At 60.0% G+C, this 21269-nt stretch carries 22 protein-coding genes and 1 pseudogene; 12 read left to right on the plus strand and 11 right to left on the minus strand.

What is annotated here, in order from left to right:
• Positions 1 to 56 precede the first annotated feature (56 nt).
• Together J1D76_RS02380 and J1D76_RS02385 are read left to right on the plus strand one after the other, a co-directional pair.
• Positions 57 to 485, plus strand: a pseudogene (locus J1D76_RS02380) (methyl-accepting chemotaxis protein); the annotation flags it as partial.
• A 500-nt stretch (positions 486 to 985) separates the two neighbouring features.
• The gene (locus J1D76_RS02385; RefSeq protein ID WP_421136852.1) at positions 986 to 1645 is read left to right on the plus strand and encodes a peptidase inhibitor family I36 protein; all 660 of its coding nucleotides are present in this window, start codon (positions 986 to 988) and stop codon (positions 1643 to 1645) included.
• A gap of 83 nt (positions 1646 to 1728) precedes the next feature.
• Here the strand turns inward: J1D76_RS02385 and J1D76_RS02390 are convergent, their stop codons facing one another.
• From J1D76_RS02390 to J1D76_RS02400, 3 genes are all read right to left on the minus strand, one after another.
• Positions 1729 to 2037, minus strand: coding sequence for a hypothetical protein (locus tag J1D76_RS02390; RefSeq protein ID WP_421136853.1), 309 nt, complete (start codon positions 2035 to 2037; stop codon positions 1729 to 1731).
• A gap of 10 nt (positions 2038 to 2047) precedes the next feature.
• A complete protein-coding gene (locus J1D76_RS02395; protein ID WP_421136854.1) occupies positions 2048 to 2686 on the minus strand; it encodes a glutathione S-transferase family protein in 639 nt (212 codons plus the stop codon).
• Positions 2687 to 2927: 241 nt separating this feature from the next.
• On the minus strand, positions 2928 to 3959 hold the full coding sequence (locus J1D76_RS02400) for a LacI family DNA-binding transcriptional regulator (RefSeq protein WP_421136855.1): 1032 nt from the start codon (positions 3957 to 3959) through the stop codon (positions 2928 to 2930).
• A 215-nt stretch (positions 3960 to 4174) separates the two neighbouring features.
• Here J1D76_RS02400 and J1D76_RS02405 point away from each other — a divergent pair, with 215 nt between their 5' ends.
• Both J1D76_RS02405 and J1D76_RS02410 read left to right on the plus strand, forming a co-directional pair.
• Positions 4175 to 4708 carry a gluconokinase gene (locus J1D76_RS02405; protein ID WP_421136856.1) on the plus strand — a complete coding sequence of 178 codons (534 nt, stop codon included), beginning with the start codon at positions 4175 to 4177 and terminating at the stop codon, positions 4706 to 4708.
• 81 nt (positions 4709 to 4789) lie between these two features.
• On the plus strand, positions 4790 to 6142 hold the full coding sequence (locus J1D76_RS02410) for a GntP family permease (RefSeq protein ID WP_421136857.1): 1353 nt from the start codon (positions 4790 to 4792) through the stop codon (positions 6140 to 6142).
• A 245-nt stretch (positions 6143 to 6387) separates the two neighbouring features.
• Here J1D76_RS02410 and alaC read toward each other — a convergent pair whose 3' ends face one another.
• On the minus strand, positions 6388 to 7605 hold the full coding sequence (gene alaC, locus J1D76_RS02415; protein ID WP_421136858.1) for an alanine transaminase: 1218 nt from the start codon (positions 7603 to 7605) through the stop codon (positions 6388 to 6390).
• A gap of 139 nt (positions 7606 to 7744) precedes the next feature.
• Here alaC and J1D76_RS02420 point away from each other — a divergent pair, with 139 nt between their 5' ends.
• The 3 genes from J1D76_RS02420 (at position 7745) to J1D76_RS02430 (ending at position 9546) form a co-directional block, all read left to right on the plus strand.
• Complete coding sequence (locus tag J1D76_RS02420) at positions 7745 to 8407, plus strand: LysE family translocator (RefSeq protein WP_421136859.1); 663 nt, start codon at positions 7745 to 7747, stop codon at positions 8405 to 8407.
• A 67-nt stretch (positions 8408 to 8474) separates the two neighbouring features.
• Positions 8475 to 8960 (plus strand): GyrI-like domain-containing protein, encoded by a 486-nt coding sequence (locus tag J1D76_RS02425; RefSeq protein WP_421136860.1) that lies wholly within the window; start codon positions 8475 to 8477, stop codon positions 8958 to 8960.
• A gap of 97 nt (positions 8961 to 9057) precedes the next feature.
• Positions 9058 to 9546, plus strand: coding sequence for a GNAT family N-acetyltransferase (locus J1D76_RS02430; RefSeq protein ID WP_421136861.1), 489 nt, complete (start codon positions 9058 to 9060; stop codon positions 9544 to 9546).
• Between the two features lie 148 nt (positions 9547 to 9694).
• Here J1D76_RS02430 and J1D76_RS02435 read toward each other — a convergent pair whose 3' ends face one another.
• Positions 9695 to 10180, minus strand: a complete 486-nt coding sequence (locus J1D76_RS02435; protein WP_421136862.1) for a GNAT family N-acetyltransferase — start codon at positions 10178 to 10180, stop codon at positions 9695 to 9697.
• A 140-nt stretch (positions 10181 to 10320) separates the two neighbouring features.
• On the opposite strand from J1D76_RS02435, the gene J1D76_RS02440 reads away from it, so the two are divergent.
• The 3 genes from J1D76_RS02440 to J1D76_RS02450 all read left to right on the plus strand — a co-directional run bounded on the left by J1D76_RS02440 (position 10321) and on the right by J1D76_RS02450 (position 12400).
• Complete coding sequence (locus J1D76_RS02440; protein WP_421136863.1) at positions 10321 to 10746, plus strand: YybH family protein; 426 nt, start codon at positions 10321 to 10323, stop codon at positions 10744 to 10746.
• Positions 10747 to 10818: 72 nt separating this feature from the next.
• Entirely contained in the window at positions 10819 to 11163 is a 345-nt protein-coding gene (locus J1D76_RS02445; protein ID WP_421136864.1) for a YciI family protein, read from the plus strand.
• A 1-nt stretch (position 11164) separates the two neighbouring features.
• Positions 11165 to 12400: an RNA polymerase sigma factor gene (locus J1D76_RS02450; protein WP_421136865.1), complete on the plus strand. Its 1236-nt coding sequence runs from the start codon at positions 11165 to 11167 to the stop codon at positions 12398 to 12400.
• 104 nt (positions 12401 to 12504) lie between these two features.
• Here the strand turns inward: J1D76_RS02450 and J1D76_RS02455 are convergent, their stop codons facing one another.
• A complete protein-coding gene (locus J1D76_RS02455) occupies positions 12505 to 13359 on the minus strand; it encodes a LysR family transcriptional regulator (protein ID WP_421136866.1) in 855 nt (284 codons plus the stop codon).
• 90 nt (positions 13360 to 13449) lie between these two features.
• Between J1D76_RS02455 and J1D76_RS02460 the strand changes: the two genes are divergently transcribed.
• A complete protein-coding gene (locus tag J1D76_RS02460; protein ID WP_421136867.1) occupies positions 13450 to 13899 on the plus strand; it encodes a multidrug/biocide efflux PACE transporter in 450 nt (149 codons plus the stop codon).
• A gap of 120 nt (positions 13900 to 14019) precedes the next feature.
• Here J1D76_RS02460 and J1D76_RS02465 read toward each other — a convergent pair whose 3' ends face one another.
• The 4 genes from J1D76_RS02465 to J1D76_RS02480 form a co-directional block, all read right to left on the minus strand.
• A complete protein-coding gene (locus J1D76_RS02465) occupies positions 14020 to 14742 on the minus strand; it encodes a TylF/MycF/NovP-related O-methyltransferase (RefSeq protein ID WP_421136868.1) in 723 nt (240 codons plus the stop codon).
• Positions 14739 to 15605: a hypothetical protein gene (locus J1D76_RS02470; protein ID WP_421136869.1), complete on the minus strand. Its 867-nt coding sequence runs from the start codon at positions 15603 to 15605 to the stop codon at positions 14739 to 14741. Before J1D76_RS02470 ends, J1D76_RS02465 begins: the two co-directional genes overlap by 4 nt.
• A gap of 211 nt (positions 15606 to 15816) precedes the next feature.
• Positions 15817 to 17430, minus strand: a complete 1614-nt coding sequence (locus J1D76_RS02475) for an inorganic phosphate transporter (RefSeq protein ID WP_421136870.1) — start codon at positions 17428 to 17430, stop codon at positions 15817 to 15819.
• A 289-nt stretch (positions 17431 to 17719) separates the two neighbouring features.
• Positions 17720 to 18742 carry a transporter gene (locus J1D76_RS02480; RefSeq protein ID WP_421136871.1) on the minus strand — a complete coding sequence of 341 codons (1023 nt, stop codon included), beginning with the start codon at positions 18740 to 18742 and terminating at the stop codon, positions 17720 to 17722.
• A gap of 272 nt (positions 18743 to 19014) precedes the next feature.
• Here J1D76_RS02480 and J1D76_RS02485 point away from each other — a divergent pair, with 272 nt between their 5' ends.
• Positions 19015 to 20640 (plus strand): methyl-accepting chemotaxis protein, encoded by a 1626-nt coding sequence (locus J1D76_RS02485; protein WP_421136872.1) that lies wholly within the window; start codon positions 19015 to 19017, stop codon positions 20638 to 20640.
• 227 nt (positions 20641 to 20867) lie between these two features.
• On the opposite strand, the gene J1D76_RS02490 is transcribed toward J1D76_RS02485, so the two are convergent.
• Positions 20868 to 21173 (minus strand): PepSY domain-containing protein, encoded by a 306-nt coding sequence (locus J1D76_RS02490; RefSeq protein ID WP_421136873.1) that lies wholly within the window; start codon positions 21171 to 21173, stop codon positions 20868 to 20870.
• Between the last annotated feature and the right edge of the window lie 96 nt (positions 21174 to 21269).

A 21269-nucleotide genomic window follows, 5' to 3' on the forward strand; every position in this document is an offset into this window, starting at 1 on the left:
ACGCCTGCGCGCGCAAAGGTTCCGAGGTGGTGCAGCAGACGGTGCAGGTCATCCAGGACATTTCCCAGGATCTGAACGAAGCGGCGCTGAGCATTGATGCGGTGAGCAAGCAGTCGGACATCATCGGCACCATCGTGCAGACCATCCGCGGCATTGCCGACCAGACCAACCTGCTGGCGCTCAACGCGGCGATTGAAGCGGCGCGTGCCGGTGAGCACGGGCGTGGGTTCGCGGTGGTGGCCGATGAAGTGCGCAGCCTCGCAGCGCGCACCAGCCAGGCGACGCTGGAGATCGTCGATGTGGTGCGCAAGAACCACGACTTGTCTCTCAGCGCGGTATCGAGCATGCAGTCGAGCTTGAGTCGAACGGGGCTCGGCGTGGAGCTGGCGAACGAGGCGGGGGAGGTGATCCTGGAAATCCAGCAGGGTTCGCGGCATGTGGTGGATGCGATCAGCCAGTTCAACTCCACATTGCAACTGAACTGACCCGTTTCATTGTAGGAGCGAGTCTGCTCGCGAGGATCGACAACAATGACGCGTGTTTTCTGGCTAAACGCAGCGCTCTTGAATCCATCGCGAGCAGGCTCGCTCCTACATAAAATGAGCAAATGAAAAAGGGGTCCCGGTAGAGCGACCCAAAAAGATCGGCAAAAAGCGCACTGACAGGAGGGCCAGGAAGGTTGAGGCGTTCGGTCATTGAGCCTGCTTCGGCGGAGCCCGGCAATCGGGCCTCCGTTATCACATCCAAGCCAATAAGCATTCGATCTGCCTCCTTCCCCGCGCCGTCGCCCGGGGAAGGAGGCAGGGCAACTTTGTCTGTTGGTTTGCCCTTGTTCCGAGTCGCTCGAAGTCCGGTACCTGTTAGTTCTGACAGTAGACTGACTATCGAATCGGTCGGATTATGTGTTCTCGGGTACATGGCTGGGTTAACGATAAACCTCGGCTGGAAGCCGTAGTACTCATAACTCGCATGGATGAGATTTAATATGAAGATCAAATGGGTTGTTATTGTTTTTTCAATAATTGTCTGCCTCGGAGCAATCTACTTCTTAAAAGGAGAGAAAGTGTCGGTAGCGCAAAGCAACTACACACTGTTCAATTCCACAATGACTAAATTACAGAAGGCCGAGGTTCAACAACAGATTGATCAACAACTCGCTAGAAAAGCGGGAGCGCGGCAGGTCAGTGCTACCCAATTGGTTTATGGAGATGGAGCAGTCATTATGACTTTTCCCCCCAAGGACTCCGCTCAACCGGACAGTACCTGCGACTATGGTTATTTTTGCGTCTGGGAGCACCCATATTTTACCGGCAGGAAAGTTTCATTGCGCAGTAAGCAAGAATTCAGTCCATTCAATCTTGCAGACTACGATATGAGCCTCCAGGTGTCGTCGTGGAAATATAACAATAAAGCCTACGCCTCGATCGTATACGGGGTGAACAGGAGAGATGGGGTAGGAGTCATAGAAACTAGCACTCTAAAGGAAATTGGTATTGGTGATGAGTGTTGCCCATTCAGTGTTCCCGAAAAATCAGACCCTTCCGCAGCGTGGACAGAAATATATGCCATCGATCACCTTCAGTCCCAGGGTGACAAAATAGTAAGTATCAAGGTCTCTACACTATTTGGCGGGGATACTAAGTGAGCACCAGTTGCAGGCGCTGCCTGTTAAAGCGCTGCGAGGAACTTGTCGACCCTCTGTAGTTTGTTCTGGTCGCCATTTTCCTGTTATTTTTCAGCCTTGGCGATTTCTGCCATGTCCTGCATGCGCTGGGCAATTTCTTCGCCGATCGCCATTTGCTTCTCTGGCTGCATTTGGTCGATCTCTTCCTGGGTCAGCCCCATTTCATCTAGGATTGCATCGCGCAGGCGCTCTCCCGGGGTTTTGCTCATGTACTCCTTGAGCTCATCCGTGGCCGAGCCTTTGGTCCCGATCGAGTCCTTGACGCCTTCAGGTAGCGGCGCATAGACCGCTTGCAGGTTCACGCGGGTCTTGGCGGACGGTTCGTCCCCGGGACGCTTGGGGAGTGAGGTCACCAGCGATCATTCAAGGCAAGCCGTTGCAGCCATGCTTGAGGAAGCCCGGACGTTGCGCCAGGCGCTGGAAATACTCATCGACCGCCGGGTAATCGGGGCGGTCAATCGGCGTCATCAGCCAGCGATTGACGGACAGGCCGATGACGATGTCCGCCAGGGTAAACCGCGGCCCGGCGATATACGCCTTGGTGGTCGCGAGTTGATGCTCGAGCAGGCCCATCTTCTGGTTCCAGCCACGGATGCCGACTTCGAGGCGATGCGCGTCCTGGAATTCCGGGTCCTTGCGTACCAGCGCCATGAACGCATAACTCCAGGAAGGATTGAGTTCGGTGGCTTGCCAATCCATCCACTGTTCTACCCGCGCGCGGGCCGCAGGTTCGGTCGGCAGCAGATCGGCATGATGGTGATGATGTTTGCCGACCAGGTAGCGGCAGATAGTGTTGGACTCCCACAATACCAAGTCCGCATCGACGATCACCGGCACCTGGGCGTTGGGGTTGAGCCTCAGGAACTCCGGGCTGTGGGTGGACGCAAAGCCGCTGCCCCAGTCCTCGCGTTCGTAGGGGATGCCCAGCTCCTCGCAGGTCCACAGGAGTTTGCGGACGTTGATGGACGAGGCTTTGCCGAGAATCTTCAGTGCGTGTTCCATGGGGCTACTCCGTTAGCGAATCGACGCTTCTGGAATCTAACAAGCGGATGGGGGACACCCTAAAGGTTAGTTGAAATTGTGGCGAGGGGGCTTGCCCCCGTTGGGTTGCGAAGCAGCCCCTAAAACAGGCTCAGCGGTCATTGAGGTACACCCCATGGACCGGATCGCGACTGCTGCGCAGCCGAACGGGGGCAAGCCCCCTCGCCACAAGGTCCCTGGCATGACCGCAGATGAGGTGTGCTCAAGTACTCTCGCGCACCTTCAACTCAAACCCCATGTCCTGCACCGGTCTGGCCACGGTGTTGCCGGCCATCAGCGTCAGCATCTGCTCGGCTGCACGACGGCCGATGGCCTCACGCGGGGTATTGATGCTGCTCAAGCGCGGGACCATGTGTTCGGACATCGGCAAGTCGTTGAAACCGAGGATCGCCACTTGCTCGGGAATCTTGATGCCGTTGCGCATCGCCTCAAGCAGCGCACCCTGGGCCAGGTCGTCGTTGCCGAAGAAAATCGCATCGACATCGGGATGGCTGGCCAGCAGTTGCAGAAACAACTCGCCGCCCAGGCCGACGGAAGAGGCGCGTGGGGTCAACACTTCCAGGTCCGGGTCATACAAGCCGGCCTTTTGCACGGCTTTGCGAAAACCCTCGCCGCGCAGCAGGGTGCGCTGGTCCAGTTGCGCGCCGATGTAGGCCAGGCGTTTACGACCGCGGGACAGCAAGTGCTCGGCTGCCGTTTGACCGGCCGCCAGCTGCGAGAAACCCACGCAATTGAGCCCGGCCGCGCTGTCCAGTTCCATCATGTACACGCAGGGAATGTTGCTGGCTTCGATCATCCGCCGCGAACTTTCGGTGCGGTCGAAACCGGTTAGCAACAGGCCGCGGGGTTGATAGGCCATGTAGTTGCGCAGCAGGTTTTCTTCTTCGTCACGCGAATAGTGGAAGTTGCCGATCAGCACTTCGAAGCCCTTGGGCCGTAAAACCTGATGAATGGCTTCCAGGGTATCGATGAACAGCAAATTGGATAATGAAGGCACCAATACCACCACGGAATGGCTCTGGGCCGAGGCCAGCGCACGGGCGGCAGGGTTGACCACGTAGTTGAGGTCCAGCGCCGCTTTCTGGACTTTTTCCACCAGTTCGGTGGCCACGGTGCTGACGCCCCGCAAGGCGCGCGAAGCGGTAATTGGGCTGACACCGGCCAGCCGGGCAACTTCGTTCAGGGTAGGGCGGCCAGTGGTGCGGGTATTTTTATCGTTCTTGGTTGGGTTCATCGACGGCTTGCCAAACAAAATTCAAGGCACTAAGGTAGCGCTGTCTCGAAGCAGCTGCAAATGCGTAAGCGAGGGTTCGCCTGATCCTTGCTTTTTGGCGTTGGGACTCAACCTGCTGCAACCCACAAAATGACAAGAAAGGCGTCGGCAACTTCTGCTTTTGGTCTAGTGTCATAACTGGCAAAGGTAGCGCTGTCTGCGCGCTGAGGTGTTACATGAATCATCCCATCACCGCCCTGGTCATCATGGGCGTTGCCGGTTGCGGCAAGACATGCGTCAGCGAGGCCCTGTGCCATCTGAGCGGCGCCACTGCCATTGAAGGCGACTCTTTCCACCCTGCCGCCAACATCGAAAAGATGAGCGCGGGGATCCCCCTGAACGACGAAGACCGTGCCGGCTGGCTCGACAGCCTGTGCGATGAACTGCGCCGTATCGACGCCAAGGGCCAGCGCCCGGTGCTGACCTGTTCGGCGCTCAAGCACATCTATCGCGAACGCCTGCGCAGTGCCTTGCCGGGCCTGGGCTTCGTGTTTCTTGAGTTGACCCCCGAAGTTGCTGCCGAGCGTGTCTCCCATCGTCCGGGCCATTTCATGCCGGCCACGTTGATCGAAAGTCAGTTCGCCACCCTCGAATCGCCCAAGGGCGAGCCGTTGACGCTGGCGCTGAATGCCTCGATCCACAGCGTTGAAGAGCTGGCCGCGCAAGCGCACGTCTGGTGGCAGGCCAACGGCCTGAAACAGGCGGTATGAACGTGCTCGAAAAGACAGCGCTGTCCTCACGGCTTCTGATTAACCCGCTTTAATAACAACAACAACCAGGAGACACCCCCAATGTTTGGCATGTCCCACGAGACGTTCCTGCTGCTTGATGCAGTGGTCACGGTGATCGGGCTTATCGTCCTGATTACCCAGTTCAAGCTGCACCCGTTCATTGCCCTGACCATCGCCGCGACCTTCCTCGGGCTGACCTCCGGCATGCCGATCGGCACCATCATCAAGGCGTTCCAGGATGGCTTCGGTGGCGTGCTTGGTTTTGTCGGCATCATCCTCGCCCTGGGCACCATGCTCGGCAAAATGATGGCCGAATCCGGCGGTGCGGATCAGATTGCGCAGACATTGATTCGCGCGTTCGGCAAGGACAAGGTGCAGTGGGCGATGATGTTCGCCGCGTTCCTGGTCGGCATTCCGCTGTTTTTCGAAATCGGCTTCGTGCTGCTGATCCCGCTGGTGTTCATCGTCGCCCGTCGCACCGGTGTGTCGATCATCAAGATCGGTATCCCGCTGCTGGCCGGTCTGTCCGCGGTCCACGGCCTGGTGCCGCCGCACCCGGGCCCGCTGCTGGCCATTGGCGTATTTGGCGCTGACATCGGCAAGACTATCCTTTACGGCCTGATCGTTGCGTTGCCGACCGCCATTATTGCCGGTCCGATCTACGGCACGTTCATTTCCAAGTACATCCCGGGTATTGCCAACAAGGAGTTGGTGGAGCAATTGGCCCGCGAACCCGACGCCAAGGAACTGCCGAGCTTCGGCATCACCCTGGTCACCGTGCTGCTGCCGGTGTTCCTGATGCTGCTCAAGACCTTTGCCGATGTGGCACTGCCGGACGGTCATTTCTTCCGTACCTTCATGGACTTCGTCGGCCACCCGATCTCGGCGTTGCTGCTGGCGTTGCTGCTGTCGCTGTACACCTTCGGTCACCGTCAGGGCATCGACTCCAAGCAGATCCTCAAACTGCTGGACTCAAGCCTGGCGCCAACCGCCGCGATCATCCTGATCATCGGTGCCGGTGGCGGCTTCAAGCAGATGCTGGTGACCAGCGGCGTGGGTGACGTGATCGGCCATATGGCAGTGAACGCGCAAATCTCGCCGATCCTGCTGGCCTGGCTGGTGGCGGCGGTGATCCGTATCGCGACCGGTTCTGCGACCGTGGCGACCATCACCGGCGCCGGCATCGTGGTGCCGGTGGTGGGGATGATTCCGGGTGTGAACCGTGAGCTGCTGGTGTTGGCCACCGGTGCCGGTTCGCTGATTCTGTCCCATGTCAACGACGCGGGTTTCTGGCTGGTGAAGCAGTACTTCAACATGACCGTTGCCGAAACCTTCAAGACCTGGACCGCGATGGAAACCATCCTGTCGGTGGTAGGCCTGGGCTTTATCCTGTTGTTGTCGCTGTTCGTTTAAGCGTCTCTTCTTTTAAGTAGCGCGCAGGCACAAAAAAACCGCAGCGATGCGGTTTTTTTGTGCCCCAGGGATAGACCTGTTCATTGTGGCGAGGGGGCTTGCCCCCGTTGGATTGCGCAGCAATCCCAAAACCGGTCCCTGCGTTTCTTCAGGCAGAATGCGTTAACGGGTTTTACGACGACTTCGCCGCCGAACGGGGGCAAGCCCCCCTCGCCACAAGAGTGTTGTTGCCACAGGTTTTTGGGTCAGGTGCTGGATTTGCTGACTAAGCCATCTGCCCGAAACATCCCGCGAATCCCGCGCACGGCCTGACGAATCCGGTCCTGGTTTTCGATCAGCGCAAAGCGCACATGGTCATCGCCATACTCGCCAAAACCAACGCCCGGCGAGACACACACTTTGGCCTCGGCCAGCAGTTTCTTGGCGAATTCCAGCGAACCCAAATGCGCATAGGCCTCGGGAATCTTCGCCCAGACGTACATCGAGGCCTTCGGGTTTTCCACCATCCAGCCCAGTTCATGCAAGCCCTTGACCAGCACATTGCGGCGCTGCCGATACTGCTCGGCGATGTCGCGCACGCATTGCTGGTCGCCTTCGAGTGCGGCAATCGCCGCCACTTGGAGCGGGGTGAAGGTACCGTAGTCGTGGTAACTCTTGATCCGCGCCAGGGCGTTGACCAGTTCCGGGTTGCCGACCATGAAGCCGATGCGCCAGCCGGCCATGTTGTAGCTCTTGGACAGGGTGAAAAACTCCACCGCAATGTCCTTGGCTCCTGGCACCTGCATGATCGACGGGGCTTTCCAGCCGTCGTAGACGATGTCGGCGTAGGCCAGGTCGTGCACCACCAGTACGTCGTACTGCTTGGCGAGGGCAATGACGCGCTCGAAGAAGTCCAGCTCCACGCACTGCGCGGTGGGGTTGGACGGGAAGCCAAGGATCATCATCTTTGGCTTGGGGATCGAGCCGCGAATCGCCCGCTCCAGTTCAGCGAAGAAATCCACGCCCGGCACCAGCGGCACCGAACGCACCTGAGCGCCGGCAATCACGGCACCGTAGATGTGAATCGGGTAGCTCGGGTTGGGCACCAGCACGGTGTCACCCTGGTCCAGGGTCGCCAGCATCAAGTGCGCCAGGCCTTCCTTGGAACCAATGGTGACGATGGCTTCACTTTCCGGGTCGATGTCGACCGCGTAGCGTTCCTTGTACCAATTGGAAATCGCCCGGCGCAGGCGCGGAATGCCCTTAGACGTGGAGTAGCCATGGGTGTCTTCGCGCTGGGCGACCTGCACCAGTTTTTCGACAATGTGCGGCGGCGTGGCGCCGTCGGGGTTGCCCATGCTCAAATCGATGATGTCTTCGCCCCGACGACGGGCGGCCATCTTCAGCTCGGCAGTGATGTTGAACACGTAAGGGGGGAGTCGATCGATGCGCGCAAAGCGGCGCGGCGAACCTTGTTCGGCCATTGTTGCCTCGGATAACGTAAGCGCCCGGAACCGTCCGAGCGACGCAGGTCACTGCGGTGACCTGTGGCGGAATGTACGGTCAGCTGTGGCAGACTGTCCAGCCTCAAAGTAAACAAATTTGTCCGAAGGATAGGGTTCGATGGAATTTACCAGCGGCTTCTTGCTGAGCCTCTCGCTGTGCCTGGATATCGGCGTGGCCAATATCGCGATGATCACCCTGGCCATGCAACGCGGCTATTTCCAGGGCTTCGCGCTGGGGCTCGGGACCTGCGTTGGCGACCTGATCTACGCGGTGCTGGCGCTGGCCGGCATGACCGTGTTGCTGCAGTACGACACCGTGCGTTGGGTGTTGTGGATTGGCGGTTCGGCGCTGCTGGTGTACTTCGCGGCGAAGATGATCTATTCGGCGATTCACCACGAAGCGGTGCTGGCACAGTCCGAAGAGGTGGGGCAGAACTCCCACCGCAAGGAGTTTTTCCGGGGGATTTTCCTCGCCATGTCTTCCCCCAGCGCGATTCTCTGGTTCGCCGCGGTGGGCGGTACGCTGATCGCCCGTTCAGGTGGCGGTGGTGCCCTCAGTTCGGCGCTGTTTCTCGGCGGTTTCCTGTGCGCCGGTTTGCTCTGGTCAGCCGGACTGTGCTTCGCCGCCAGCCATGGCGGCAAGTTGCTGGGCGACAAGCTGCTGCGTTACTCCTACATGGCATCGGCGGCGATCTTCTGCTATTTCGCGGTGTACGTGATTCTATCGGGTTACAACGAGTTTGTTGGCATGGCTGCCGTCGAGCAGTTACACGCGCTGTAACTGGGCGAATCGGGTTTGGCTTCTATACTCCCAGCCGAACCCATTTTCATGCATCAGGAGTCGAGACATGGATGAATCAGCACGCGTCGAGCTGGAGCAACCGCGCTTCGAACACGGTCACTTCCTGCTGATTGCAGGACTGGGTGGACGATTCACCCAGCAAAGCACCCAAGGCATTCCCGAGCTTTGGGAAAAATTCATCCCGCACCTGGGCCGTATTCCAGGGCAAAAGGACGAAGTGACCTACGGCGTCTGCTGCAATTTCGATGGCAAGGGTGGCTTCGATTACATTGCCGGTGTCGAGATCAGCAAACTCGATGACCTGCCGGAGACCTATCGCTGGGTCGAAGTACAGCCGCAACGCTACGCGGTGTTCGAGCACAAAGGTCCCTTGAGCGCGCTGCCCGAGACCTTTCGCTACATCTTCGACACCTGGCTGCCACACTCCGGGCACCAGGCGCAGGATGCCCCGGAGTTCGAGCGCTACAGCGAAGACTTCAACCCCAAGCGGCACACCGGCAAACTGGAAATCTGGCTGCCGATCAAGGCGTGACAGCGGCATCGGGAGGCGAGTGCGCCGATTCGTCTCTCGCTGTCCCACGGCCGCCGGTTTATGATCCCAGCCTTTCCCCCGCTGATTCCGAGCTGCCATGAACCCCCTCATCCGCAACGTTACCGCCACCGATCTGGACCGCTGCTACGCCATCGAAACCGTTGCCTATGAAGGCGACGAAGCCGCGACCCGCGAGAAAATTGCCATGCGCATCGCGACCTGGCCCGAGGGTTTCATCGTCGCCGAGGTGGACGGTGTCGTAGCCGGTTTCATCAACTCCGGTGCGGCGTTTCAGGTGGAAATGTCGGACGAGGCGTTCAAGGAATTGATCGGCCACGACCCGGACGGGCCGCACGTGGTGATCATGTCGGTGGTGGTGCATCCGGATTATCAGGGGCAGGGCCTGGCCAAACAGCTGATGGGCGAGTTCATCGAGCGCATGCGCGCGATGGGCAAGGCCAGCATTAACTTGATGTGCAAGGAACGGCACATTGCGCTGTACGCAAGGTTCGGTTTTGCCTACATCAAACCGTCGGCGTCCGACCATGGCGGCATGGCGTGGCACGAGATGGTGCTCAATCTCTAACCGAACACAAACCCCTTGTAGGAGCGAGCTTGCTCGCGAAGGTCGTCAACGATGACGCGGGCAATCTGGATAAACGCGGTGTGCCAGAGTGCTTCGCGAGCAAGCTCGCTCCTACAGGGGTTGGGGGTGTGGCGGGATATGGGGTCTGTTAAAATACCAACCCCATCCGCCGCTCATAACCAATCCGCCCCTTGTACGCCTCGCCGCTGTCGACAAAACCATACTGCGCATATAAACCGATCGCCGATGCGTTGTCCGCATCCACCGACAACTCCAGCCCCTTGATCCCAGGCCAGGCCAGGCGCGCCGCCTCGGGCAGTGCTTGCAGGCATGCCTTGCCATAACCCTTGCCTTGCGAGCGTTGATCGACTTGCAGCGCATGCAGCGTGGCGCTGTGTTCATCGGCCCAAGCGGGCAGGGCGGGCGGGCGCTTGAGCAGCAGGAACGCGACGGCAATGTCCTCGGCCAGTAGGGCAAACCCTTTTACACCCTGGCCTGGCTTGGACAGCAGGGCGTGCAAGGCGCCGTGAATGTCGCCGCTGAACTTGATCTGTTCCGGATGCACTTCTATTGCCTCGACCTGCTGGCGTTGCAGCGCATTCAGGCGTTCATAAGGCACGAGTCGAGCGGTCACTGGAGTATCCTTTTCCAACAGAAAATGAGTCTCGAATTCTAGCGAATCTGGCGTCATGGGTTATTTTTATTTCAGCTGTCGATTCGCCGGGTCGCCAGACGACTAAGGGTGTCTTCCCATAAAAACCACGGAGAACCACCATGAATTCGCACACCCAGATCCAGAACCTGATCGAGACCTATCGCCAGGCCATGATGGCCAAGGATGTGGATAAAATCATGACCCTGTATGCCGACGACATCGTCTCCTTCGACGCGGTCAAGGCCCTGCAATTCAAGGGCAAGGCGGCGTACCGTGCGCATTGGGAGGATTGCATGAAGATGTGCCCCGGCCCGCATATTTTCGAATTCCAGGACATCCGCATCGAGGCCTCCCAGGAGGTCGCCTTCGCCCACTGGCTGGCCCATTGTGGCGGCACCAACGACAAAGGAGAGACCCAGGCCTGCTGGATGCGCGGCAGCGCGGGCTATCGTCAGGTAGGCGGGTTGTGGCAGATCGTCCATGAGCACTGGTCTGCGCCATTCGACATGATGAGCGGCGCCGCGCTGTTCGATCTCAAGCCCTGATTTTTTGTCGAGACACCGGGCCAAAAGCGCAAGCCGCGGCCCTCGTTGATCCGTTCAACGCAGGAGACGTTCATGAAATATCTATGCCTGGTCTACAGCGATGAGCGCCTGCTGCATTCGCTGCCGGAAAGTCCCAGGGACGAAGAGTGCATGGCGTATGCCGAGTCGGTCCAGGGCAGTGGCCGGTTGCTTGCCGGCGAAGCACTGGAATCGGTGCAGTCTGCCACGACCGTTCGCATGCGCAACGGCAAACTGTCGATTACCGACGGCCCGTTTGCCGAAACCAAGGAGCAACTGGCCGGCTTCTACCTGATCGATGCCAAGGACCTCAACGAGGCCATTCAAGTCGCCGGCAACATCCCGGCGGCCCGGGTCGGCAGTGTTGAAGTGCGCCCGATTCGCCAGTTGAATCCTTAAGATGCCAGGGCCGCCGGTTCAGGCATTGGTCGAGCGGGTCTATCGCGAAGACTCGCGGCGCATCCTGGCGACCCTGATCCGCTTGCTGGGGGATTTCGACCTCGCCGAAGAAGCCTTGCACGAGGCGTTTTTCATCGCGGTCGAACGCTGGCAACGTGACGGCGTGCCGGACAATCCGCGTGCCTGGCTGGTGTCCACCGGGCGCTTCAAGGCCATCGATGCCTTGCGTCGGCGCGCACGTTTTGCCGCATCGCAGCCCCTGCTGATCGCACAGCTGGAGGCGTTGGAACAGGCTGACTGGAGTGATGAAGACGTGGAAGACGATCGCCTGCGGCTGATCTTCACCTGTTGCCACCCGGCCCTGGCGCCGGACGCTCAGGTGCCGCTGACGCTGCGCGAAGTCTGCGACCTGACCACGGAAGAAATCGCCCGGGCCTTTCTCTCGGCCCCGGCCACCATCGCCCAGCGCATCGTGCGCGCCAAGGCGAAGATCCGCGACGCGAAAATTCCTTACCAAGTGCCGACGCTGGCGCAATTACCCGAGCGCCTCGACAGCGTATTGCGGGTGATTTACCTGGTGTTCAACGAGGGCTATTCGGCGTCCATTGGCGCAGAACTGGTCCGCGAGGAGTTGACTCGCGAGGCGATTCGTCTCGGTCGATTGCTCGTGGAGTTGCTGTCGGAGCCGGAGGTGATGGGCCTGCTGGCGTTGATGCTGTTGCATGAGTCGCGCCGCCCGGCGAGGACGTCGGCCAGCGGCGAGCTGATTGTGCTCGACGAGCAGGACCGCTCGCTGTGGGACGCCGGGTTGATCCGCGAAGGCTGCACGCTGATCGAGCAGGCGCTGAGCATGGGCCGCTTCGGACCGTATTGCCTGCAAGCGGCCATCGCGGCGGTGCACGCAGAGGCCCCGACGGCGGGGGACACCGATTGGCCGCAGATCGTCGGCCTGTATGACGTCTTGCTGCGGGCGGTGCCGTCGCCGGTGATCGAGCTCAATCGCGCAGCGGCGATTTCACAGCGCGATGGGCCGTTGGCGGGGCTGACACTGGTCGACGCGATTCTGGATCGCGGCGAGTTGCTCGATTACCACCTGACGCACTCGGCGCGGGCGGAGTTTTGCCAGCAACTGGGGCGCAAGCAAGAGGCGCGGGCGGCGTGGGTGCGGGCGTTGGAGTTGACACGGCAGGAGCCGGAGCGGCGGTTTATCGAGGAGCGGCTCAGGGCGCTGGATTGATGTGCCCTTGCGGGCCTCTTCGCGAGCAGGCTCGCTCCTACAGGGATTAATGGTGTCTCGAAACGGTGGGAGTGAGCCTGCTCGCGATAAGGGTCGAAGGACCGTCACTCCAGCATCTTGCCCAACAGCCAGCTCCCCGCCGGCCCCGGTGGATTCAACCTGGACCACAACGCATCCACCGACACCGTTTTCGGCCAGCCGCGCACCACCAGTTCCCGCAACGTGCCCGGCCCGAACCGCTCCACCAGCCAGCGCGGCAACGGTGCCCAGCCGAATCCGCCCTGGGCCATTTCCAGCAACATCAGATAACTCGGTGCCGACCAGACACGCCCCTTCGCCCGGCTTTCATACGGATTGATGATGGTGGCCAGGCGCAGTTCGCGGTGTAACTGCAAGGCGTCCTGGTCGACGTAGTCCTGTGTTGCCAACGGGTGTGTGGGCGACACGAACAGGGCGATTTCCGTGCGCTCGTCCACGGTCGAGCTGACCAGGTCCGGCGGGTAGCTCTCCTGCATTTCGGCAAAGGCAATGTTCGCCCGGCCGCTTTGCACCAGCGATACCAGGTCATCGCATTCGGCGATCAGGCATTCGAGTTCAAGGTCGGGATAACGCTGTTCGAAGGCACTCAGTGACGCTTCGAAACGGTCCGACTGATAGGTGTCGGACAACGCCACCGTCAGCTTCGCTTCCACCCCTTGGGACAATTGGCTGGCAGTCAATTCCAGGCGACTGGTGGCGGCCAGGATCTCTTCAGCTCTTTGCAGCATAACGTGCCCGGCCGGGGTCAGTCCGGGCTTGCGGCTGCTGCGGTCAAACAGCGTCAGGTTGAGGTCGATTTCCAGGCTGGCCACTGCCGCGCTGATGGTCGACTGACTGCGACCGAGTTTGCGCGCCGCGGCGGAAAACGAGCCTTGGCTGGCGGCTTCGACAAACGCCAGCAACACTTCGTGAGAGGCCATGAACTATCGCCTTGATCGATGGTTATTGATTATGAAGTATCGGTGTGATGGCAGAACATGGCAACCACAGTCACGCAAGGGAGTCTGGCCATGAGCGCCAACAAATCCATTACCGAGCGAATTTTCCAGGCCATTGGTTTCGAACTGCTGGCTATCCTGATCTGTACCCCATTGCTGGCCTGGCTCATGGACAAACCGATACTGGACATGGGCGCCGTCACCCTCGCCATGGCCGCCCTGGCCCTGGCCTGGAACGTGGTGTTCAACGGCTTTTTCGATCGTATGCTCAAGCGCCTGGAAATCGCCCACAACGCCTGGGTGCGGGTGGTGCATGCGCTGTTGTTCGAAGGCGGACTGGTTGCGCTGGGCGTGCCGCTGATTGCCTGGTGGCTGAACGTCAGCCTGTGGCAGGCGTTCGTGCTGGATATCGGGGTGTTGCTGTTTTTCCTGCCGTATACCTACATTTATCACTGGGTGTATGACGTGGTGCGCGAGCGCATTGTGATGCGTGAGCAAATCATCACCTGCGAAAATACATGACCTGTAGGAGCTGGCTTGCCAGCGAAGGCGACTTGTCAGTCAACATGATTGTTGATTGTGCTGGCCTCTTCGCTGGCAAGCCAGCTCCCACAGGTTTTGTGTCAGGTTCCCGTCTAGTTATCAGACGTGGAAGTAACCCACGCATGAATCGAACGGCAGGCGCTTGAGTTCGATCTTGTTCAGGTCCAGCACTTCACGCAGGGCCTTGGTTTCGCCCGGGAAGTTGCGGTAGGCGACTTCGTCCAGTACCACGATGGCGCCTTTTGGCATGTACGGCAGGAAGGTCTCCAGCGCGACTTTGGTCGACTCGTACAGGTCGGTGTCGAGGATCAGCATGGCCACGACCAGGTCCGGACGGGTCTTGACCCACTCCGGCACGGTCTTGACGATGTCGCCCTTGACCAGCTCGCAACGCGGGATGCGGTTGACCGGGCGCAGCAGGTCATTGGCGTCGATCATGTCCTGGATCAACGACTGGTCGGTGTCGGCGAACATGGTCTCATTGACGTCGGCCGGGTCTTCTTTCTTGTCGATGCTCTGGAAACCTTCGAAGGTGTCGAAACCGACGATCGAGCGGTTGATCGCGTACGGCTCGAGGATCATCGACAGGTGCATGTAGAGCATCAGCGAGTTGCCCTTGTACACGCCACACTCAATGATCGCGCCCGGTACTTCGGCGACTTTCTTGAAAAGCTCCATGCGCGACAGTGCAGCCGTCACGCCGATGCGGTTGGCGAAGACGAACGGGGCGTCGGCCACGTACTCGGCATCGACCCGTTTCAGGACGCTGGTGCGGGTTTCGTTGTACTGGGCCTCGGCGGGCGTGATGCGACGCTTGGTCATTGCTGGATTCCCTGGAAATTCGAAAAGTCGTGAGCGTGGAAATAGTCTTTGAATCCGGCACCGACGTCGGGGCAGGCACTGTCGACGTTGATGGCGCCACGGTTGTGCTTGAGGTCATCGAGGTGCATCACGCGAAAGTCCACGCTGAAGCGGGTGCAGTCGGTATGGTTGGCAACGGTGCCGTGCAGGTGCGAGCCGGAGAAGATCAGCATCTCGCCGGTATTGCCGGCGATGCGCAATTCTGACGCGGTATTGATCTCTTCCAGCGGCACCGGGTGCACGCGGACTTCCTCCTTGAGGTTGTCCTTGGCCTTGTGTCGCTGGGTGTTGATCCAGTCGTCGAGGCTCCACTGGCTGGAGGTGTTTTTCACCGGCACGTCGAAGTAACCGGCGTTGATCATCATGGTCTGGTCGGGGCGGATGGTGTGCACCGGCATCCAGGTGTTGATCTGGCAATCGACGCCGCCATACCAGGTGTCGCGATGCGGTCTGTAGGCATAACTGACACCGGCGTGCAGGTAGTCATAGTTGGGCACTACGCGAATGCGCGGCACGTCGAAAATGTATTCGCGAGGGTCGGCACCGATTTCGTCGATAAACGACAGGATCAGGTCCTTGGCGCGCTGGCTATTGGTGAACTGGCCTTTGAGGCGCGTGACCAGCACCACGAATTCTTCCACCGGCATCAGCGTATGCAGCGCTTGGTGACGGGTTTCCCCATCGAACGCGGCGGTAATGCTTTGCTGGGCGAACGCACACAGGTCCTTGGCCGCGCGCAACTGCGTGTTCAGGAAAATATCGCCCGCATAAATGGCTTCTTTGAAGTCAGCTTTTTGCTGCAGCTGATTGATGTACAGATTCACGGTTCCTCTCCTGAATACATCGAGTCTCTTATGAGTCGGCATCACGCTAGCAAACTGAAGGGTGGCCCGACGTGAGGCGCGTCAATAAAGCGCAAGCCCTTGAGCGGTGAGCAAATGTCGTGCCGCCGGACGAAAAAAATCCCGGCGGGATAACCGGCCGGGATGATGTGCTGCAACCCTGGACTTTTTACCTCCAGGTTTTTTCAGTGATTCAGAACAATTGCGTGAACAACCAGTACAAACTGCCCGACAACAGGATTGCCGCCGGCAACGTCAGCACCCAGGCCATCAACAGGTTGCGGATGGTCTTCATCTGCAAGCCGCCGCCGTTGGCAACCATGGTCCCGGCCACGCCCGAAGACAACACATGGGTGGTCGACACCGGCAAGCCGAACATGTCGGCGGCGCCGATGGTCAGCATCGCCACGGTTTCGGCCGACGCGCCCTGGGCGTAAGTCAGGTGGGTCTTGCCGATCTTCTCACCGACGGTCACCACGATGCGTTTCCAGCCGACCATCGTGCCCAGGCCCAGGGCGATGGCCACGGCAATCTTCACCCACAGCGGAATGAAGCGCGTGGAATTGTCGATCTGTTGCTTGAACAATTGCAGCTTGCCGCTGGTGTCGGCGTCGAAATTGCCGACCTTGTTCTTGTCCATCAGGCGAATGGTTTCGCTGGTCAGGTACATGTCGTTACGCACGTTGCCCACGGCCTCGGCCGGGACTTTCGACAGTGAGCCGTAGCTTTTTACCTGAGCACCGATGCTGCCCGTCAGCGCTGCCAGCGCCGGCACCAGTTGCGGGGTGGCTTCCTTGCTGCGCACGTATTCTGAGAGCACCGGGCGCGGGTCGGCCGGGGACGGTTGCGGCGCAGCCTTGATCAGCGCTTGCTGGGTCACTTCGGCGACCGCCGCGAACTGCAACGCTTGATCGGCGGGCATGGTGCGGTTCAGTGCGTAGGCCATCGGCAGCGTGCCCACCAGGATCAGCATGATCAGGCCCATGCCTTTTTGGCCGTCGTTCGAGCCGTGGGCAAACGACACGCCGGTGCAGGTCACGATCAGCAGGCCGCGAATCCACCACGGCGGCGGGGTCTCGCCTTTAGGCTCCTTGTACAGCGCACGATTCTTGACGAACGCGCGCAGGGCCAGCAGCAACAGCGCGGCGCAGCCGAAGCCGACCAGTGGCGACAGCAGCAGTGCGTAACCGATCTTGGTCGCTTGCGCCCAGTCCACGCCGCTGGTGCCGTCGCGGCCGTGCATCAGGGCGTTGGCCACGCCGACGCCGATGATCGAACCGATCAGGGTATGCGAGGACGAGGCCGGCAGCCCTAGCCACCAGGTGCCGAGGTTCCACAGGATCGCGGCGATCAGCAGGGCGAAGATCATCGCGAATCCGGCGGACGAGCCGACTTGCAGGATCAGCTCCACCGGCAGCAGCGCGATGATGCCGAACGCCACCGCGCCGCTGGACAGCAGCACCCCGAGGAAGTTGAAGAACCCGGACCAGACCACCGCCACGTTCGGCGGCAGCGAGTTGGTGTAGATCACCGTGGCCACTGCGTTGGCGGTGTCATGGAAACCGTTGACGAACTCAAAGCCCAAGGCGATCAACAGGGCCACGCCCAACAGCAGGAACGGCGTCCAGGTGGTCACCACCGTGCCGAGTTCGTGCATGTCGTGCATCAGGCTGTAAGCGGTAAACAACAAGCCGATGGCCAGCACGGCAAAAAACACCACGATGGTGAGCAGGCCGGGTTTTTTATCGAATTGTGGTTTGGCGCTGCCGGCGGGCGCCGGGGCGGCGGTGAAGGAGGGCGTAGCCATCACTGACATTCCTGAGGAGGGAGGTGTATCGGTGATAATCGTTGCCAATTGTTACAGGGAGACTGCTTTGGATCAGGGTTTGGGTGTTTCGTGGGCCATCTTATCTGAAACCCCACAGATCCTGAGGTGATGCGAAACCCTGTGGTGAGGGGGCTTGCCCCCGTTCGACTGCAGAGCAGTCGTCAATTCAGCTAACCCGAATTGAATGACTGAGTGATGGGGCGGCTTCGCCACCCAATGGGGGCAAGCCCCCTCGCCACAGTCGATCAGTGTCAGGTGAGGGCGGGGCTCAATAATCCTGCTGCTTGCGAAACGCCCAGCGCCCGGCAATCACGGTAAACGTCGCCACCAGTGCCACCAGAATCCAGAAACCCTCCGGGTCACCGGCCAGCGGAATACCGCCGACGTTCATGCCGAAAAAACCGGCGATGATGTTGATCGGCAGCGCCAGCACCGTCACCACCGTCAGGGTGAACAGCGTGCGGTTGGTCTGTTCGTTGATGTTGGCGGCGATCTCTTCCTGCAACAGCTTGATCCGCTCACCCAGCGCCGTGAGGTCGTTGATGATCAACGCAAACTCCTCGGTGGATTTGCGCAACTCCTTCACGTCTTCCTTTTGCAGCCATTGCGGTGGCCGATTGAGCAGGCGCAGCAAGGAGCCCGGCTCCAGCGCCAGCAGCCGTTGCAAACGCACCAGCACCCGACGATTGGCGCCCAGTTCGGCGCGGTTGGTCGATAGCCGCGACGAGAGCAATTGGTCTTCGATCTGGTCCACGCTCTGGCTGGTCTTGCGCACGATCTGGGTCAGCACCTCACCCTGGTCACGCAGCAAATGCACCAGCAGTTCCAGTGGTGAGCGGAAGCACTCCCGGGCTTTCACCGACGAACGCAACTTGTCCACCGAGTGCAGCGGTTGCAGGCGAGCGCTGATGATCAATTTGCTGCGGGCGCACACCCACAGCGTCGAGACATCCGACGAGACCAGGTTGCTGAGGTTGAACACTACGTCGTTGACCACCGCCAGCAATGCGTTGTCGACGTGCTCGATGCGCGTCGAGCGCGAGCCTTCGTGCAGCGCTTCGAAAAATTCCTCGGGCAATTCCAGATGGCTTTTCATCCAGCGCTCACACGCGGCGTGCGCAAGGTTCAGGTGCAGCCAGAGAAATTGCTCGTCGCTCTCGGGGTGTTCCAGGTACTGCAAGGCCTCGGCGGAATTGATTTCCCGACCGGCCTCACCGGGGCGAAAGCTGAAACCGTAGAGCAGGCCGAACAGATCCGTGTCGCGATGGCTTTGATCGATGCTGTGGTTCATGAGGACTCGCAAGGGGAGACGCCTGTCACGGGTTTTACAGGTTCACTTGAGCGGCATCATCGCAAGCTCGAATGACGTTTTTGTGACAGCAAAATAACCGCAAACGGTTGCGCTACCGGCGGTCGGAATATTCTCAAGAACCGCTCTGGCACGCCGATCACGCTTGGGTTAAGTTGCGCGCCGCAAACTTCAGTCGCGACCGCAGACAGGGATGTCCGGACACTTTTCACGCCCTCGCGGGCGTGCCTCATTCCTGTCATGAGTACCCTTCGATGCTTTTGCAAAAGTCCCTGAGAACGCAAATTCTCGCCCTGCTGAGCGGCAGCCTGCTGGCGATGCTGTTGATCGCCCTGGCGTGCTTTCACTTCCTGTCCAGTGGCGTTCAAAGCTACGCCAACCTGATCGAGGGCCCGCTGCATACCTCGCAATTGATCGATGAAGCCAACCTGCAGTTCAAGGTGCAGGTGCAGGAGTGGAAAAACGTCCTGCTGCGCGGCAAGCAGCCGGCGGACCTGAGCAAGTACTGGGGGCAATTCGAAGACCGTCAGCGCGATGTGCAAAACATCCTCGGCGAACTGGCCGCGCAGAAAAGCATCGAGCCGTCACTCAAAACCCGCATCGAACGGTTGCGTGACGAGCATCGCCAGTTGGGCGTGGCCTATCAGAAGGGCCGGGACGCTTATGTAGCGGCTGGCGGTGATCCGATGGCGGGCGATAACGCGGTCAAGGGTGTGGACCGCGCCGCCAGCGATCAGATGAGCGAACTGGTGAGCGAATTGCGCAAGCAGGGCGCCGAGCAATCGACCTTGATCAGTGCCGGTGCCGAGCGCACGGTGTGGCTGGGGATCATGGTGATGCTGGTGTCAGGTCTGCTGATCGGCCTGCTGAGCCTGTGGCTGGTTAACCGCAATCTGATCGAGCCGATTCGCAAACTGATCGACTACGTGGCGCAACTCAGCCAGGGCCGATTTGCCGAGCGGGTAGCCAGCACCCGTCAGGACGAGTTGGGCAAACTGGCGATGGCCGCCAATACCTTGCGCGACTTCCTCGCCGAGACCTTCAGCCGCTTGCAGCGCAGCGCATCAGACCTGGACAGCGCCAGCGGTGAATTGAACTCGATCGCCACCCTGATGGCCGGCGGTACCAACGAGCAATTCAACCGCACCGATCAGGTGGCCACGGCGATGAACGAAATGTCCGCCACCGCCCAGGAAGTCGCGCGTCATGCCGCCGAAGCGGCGCGGGCTGCCGACGATGCTGACCAGTCAGCCCAGCAGGGCGAAAAAGTCATGCAGGTCACCATCCATACCATCACCCAGATGCGCGGCGAAATCGCCAACACCGCCACGGTCATCCGCCAACTGGAAACCGACAGCGGGCGCATCGGCAAGGTGCTGGAAGTGATTCGCGGCATCGCCGAACAGACCAACCTGCTGGCGCTCAACGCGGCCATCGAGGCGGCGCGTGCCGGTGAGGCCGGGCGCGGTTTCGCCGTGGTGGCCGATGAAGTGCGCAGCCTGGCCCAGCGCACGGCGGCGTCAATCATCGAGATCAACCAGATCATCCAGACCGTGCAGACCGGTGCCATCGAAGCGGCGCAGGCGATTGAGAGCGGTCAGTCGCGCAGCGAGCAAAGCGTGCAGCAAGTGACCGAGGCGGGCGCCATGCTCGAACGCATCACCCTCGCCGTGGAAGCGATCCGCGACATGAACCGCCAGATCGCCACGGCTGCCGAAGAGCAGACCTCAGTGGCCGAAGACATCTCGCGCAACCTCACCGAAATCACCAGCATTGCCAGCACTAACCTGGACAACGTGCAGCGCACCGAAGCGGCCAGCAGCAACCTGCACGGTTTGTCGGGGCGGTTGAACGAGGTGACGGCGCGCTTGAGCGCCTGATGTCGGCGACCGTGTACCGGGTTGCTTACCGAGTCGGTACACAGTCGCTCTCAAGTACGCGCGGGAGGTGACGATGATGGGGGGAACACCCGCCCCTATTGGAGTCACACCATGGTCAGCATCACCTCTGTTTCGATCACTCAACCGCTGGCGACCGCTTCGAAGACGGTCGCCAGTAGCGACAGCAGCACGATGTTCGCATCGTGCGGCTTCGGTGTGTTTGAGGATTACTTGTCCTGTTTGTTTTTCAGGACCTTGCCGTTGGAAGCATCGATGTCGACATCCCACTCGACGTTCTTGGCGTCACGCAGTTCGACTTCATACTCGTAACCGTTGAAATGGTTATCCAGTTCGGTTTTGGTAATCGTTGCACCCGGGTGCAGATCCAGCGCGATCTTGTTCAGATCTTCCAGCGGCTTGATCTTGCCATCCTTGACCAGTTGCGGGATCTCATCGACCCGGACATCGGCCTGGGCCAGGCCGGCGGTCAGGGTCAGGGTTGCAGCGGTGAACAAAGCAGTCAGGGTCTTCATGGGCTTCTTTCCTTGGGTGATCTGTTTAAGTGAGATCAGGTTAGTCTGTGTAACTTAATCCACCCTTAAAGCCCTCGACATGCCTTGCATCAACGC

This window comes from Pseudomonas sp. NFX15, from assembly GCF_049132105.1.
GTDB lineage: Bacteria > Pseudomonadota > Gammaproteobacteria > Pseudomonadales > Pseudomonadaceae > Aquipseudomonas.

Bases quoted from the DNA above. Each gene is read 5' to 3' on its own strand.
- J1D76_RS02400 (WP_421136855.1), bottom strand. From the start codon at position 3,959: ATGAACCCAACCAAGAACGATAAAAATACCCGCACCACTGGCCGCCCT.
- J1D76_RS02450 (WP_421136865.1), top strand. From the start codon at position 11,165: ATGCCAGGGCCGCCGGTTCAGGCATTGGTCGAGCGGGTCTATCGCGAA.
- J1D76_RS02425 (WP_421136860.1), top strand. From the start codon at position 8,475: ATGGATGAATCAGCACGCGTCGAGCTGGAGCAACCGCGCTTCGAACAC.
- J1D76_RS02480 (WP_421136871.1), bottom strand. From the start codon at position 18,742: ATGAACCACAGCATCGATCAAAGCCATCGCGACACGGATCTGTTCGGC.
- J1D76_RS02490 (WP_421136873.1), bottom strand. From the start codon at position 21,173: ATGAAGACCCTGACTGCTTTGTTCACCGCTGCAACCCTGACCCTGACC.
- J1D76_RS02460 (WP_421136867.1), top strand. From the start codon at position 13,450: ATGAGCGCCAACAAATCCATTACCGAGCGAATTTTCCAGGCCATTGGT.
- J1D76_RS02465 (WP_421136868.1), bottom strand. From the start codon at position 14,742: ATGACCAAGCGTCGCATCACGCCCGCCGAGGCCCAGTACAACGAAACC.
- alaC (WP_421136858.1), bottom strand. From the start codon at position 7,605: ATGGCCGAACAAGGTTCGCCGCGCCGCTTTGCGCGCATCGATCGACTC.
- J1D76_RS02455 (WP_421136866.1), bottom strand. From the start codon at position 13,359: ATGGCCTCTCACGAAGTGTTGCTGGCGTTTGTCGAAGCCGCCAGCCAA.
- J1D76_RS02445 (WP_421136864.1), top strand. From the start codon at position 10,819: ATGAAATATCTATGCCTGGTCTACAGCGATGAGCGCCTGCTGCATTCG.
- J1D76_RS02395 (WP_421136854.1), bottom strand. From the start codon at position 2,686: ATGGAACACGCACTGAAGATTCTCGGCAAAGCCTCGTCCATCAACGTC.
- J1D76_RS02420 (WP_421136859.1), top strand. From the start codon at position 7,745: ATGGAATTTACCAGCGGCTTCTTGCTGAGCCTCTCGCTGTGCCTGGAT.
- J1D76_RS02410 (WP_421136857.1), top strand. From the start codon at position 4,790: ATGTTTGGCATGTCCCACGAGACGTTCCTGCTGCTTGATGCAGTGGTC.
- J1D76_RS02430 (WP_421136861.1), top strand. From the start codon at position 9,058: ATGAACCCCCTCATCCGCAACGTTACCGCCACCGATCTGGACCGCTGC.
- J1D76_RS02405 (WP_421136856.1), top strand. From the start codon at position 4,175: ATGAATCATCCCATCACCGCCCTGGTCATCATGGGCGTTGCCGGTTGC.
- J1D76_RS02475 (WP_421136870.1), bottom strand. From the start codon at position 17,430: ATGGCTACGCCCTCCTTCACCGCCGCCCCGGCGCCCGCCGGCAGCGCC.
- J1D76_RS02385 (WP_421136852.1), top strand. From the start codon at position 986: ATGAAGATCAAATGGGTTGTTATTGTTTTTTCAATAATTGTCTGCCTC.
- J1D76_RS02485 (WP_421136872.1), top strand. From the start codon at position 19,015: ATGCTTTTGCAAAAGTCCCTGAGAACGCAAATTCTCGCCCTGCTGAGC.
- J1D76_RS02440 (WP_421136863.1), top strand. From the start codon at position 10,321: ATGAATTCGCACACCCAGATCCAGAACCTGATCGAGACCTATCGCCAG.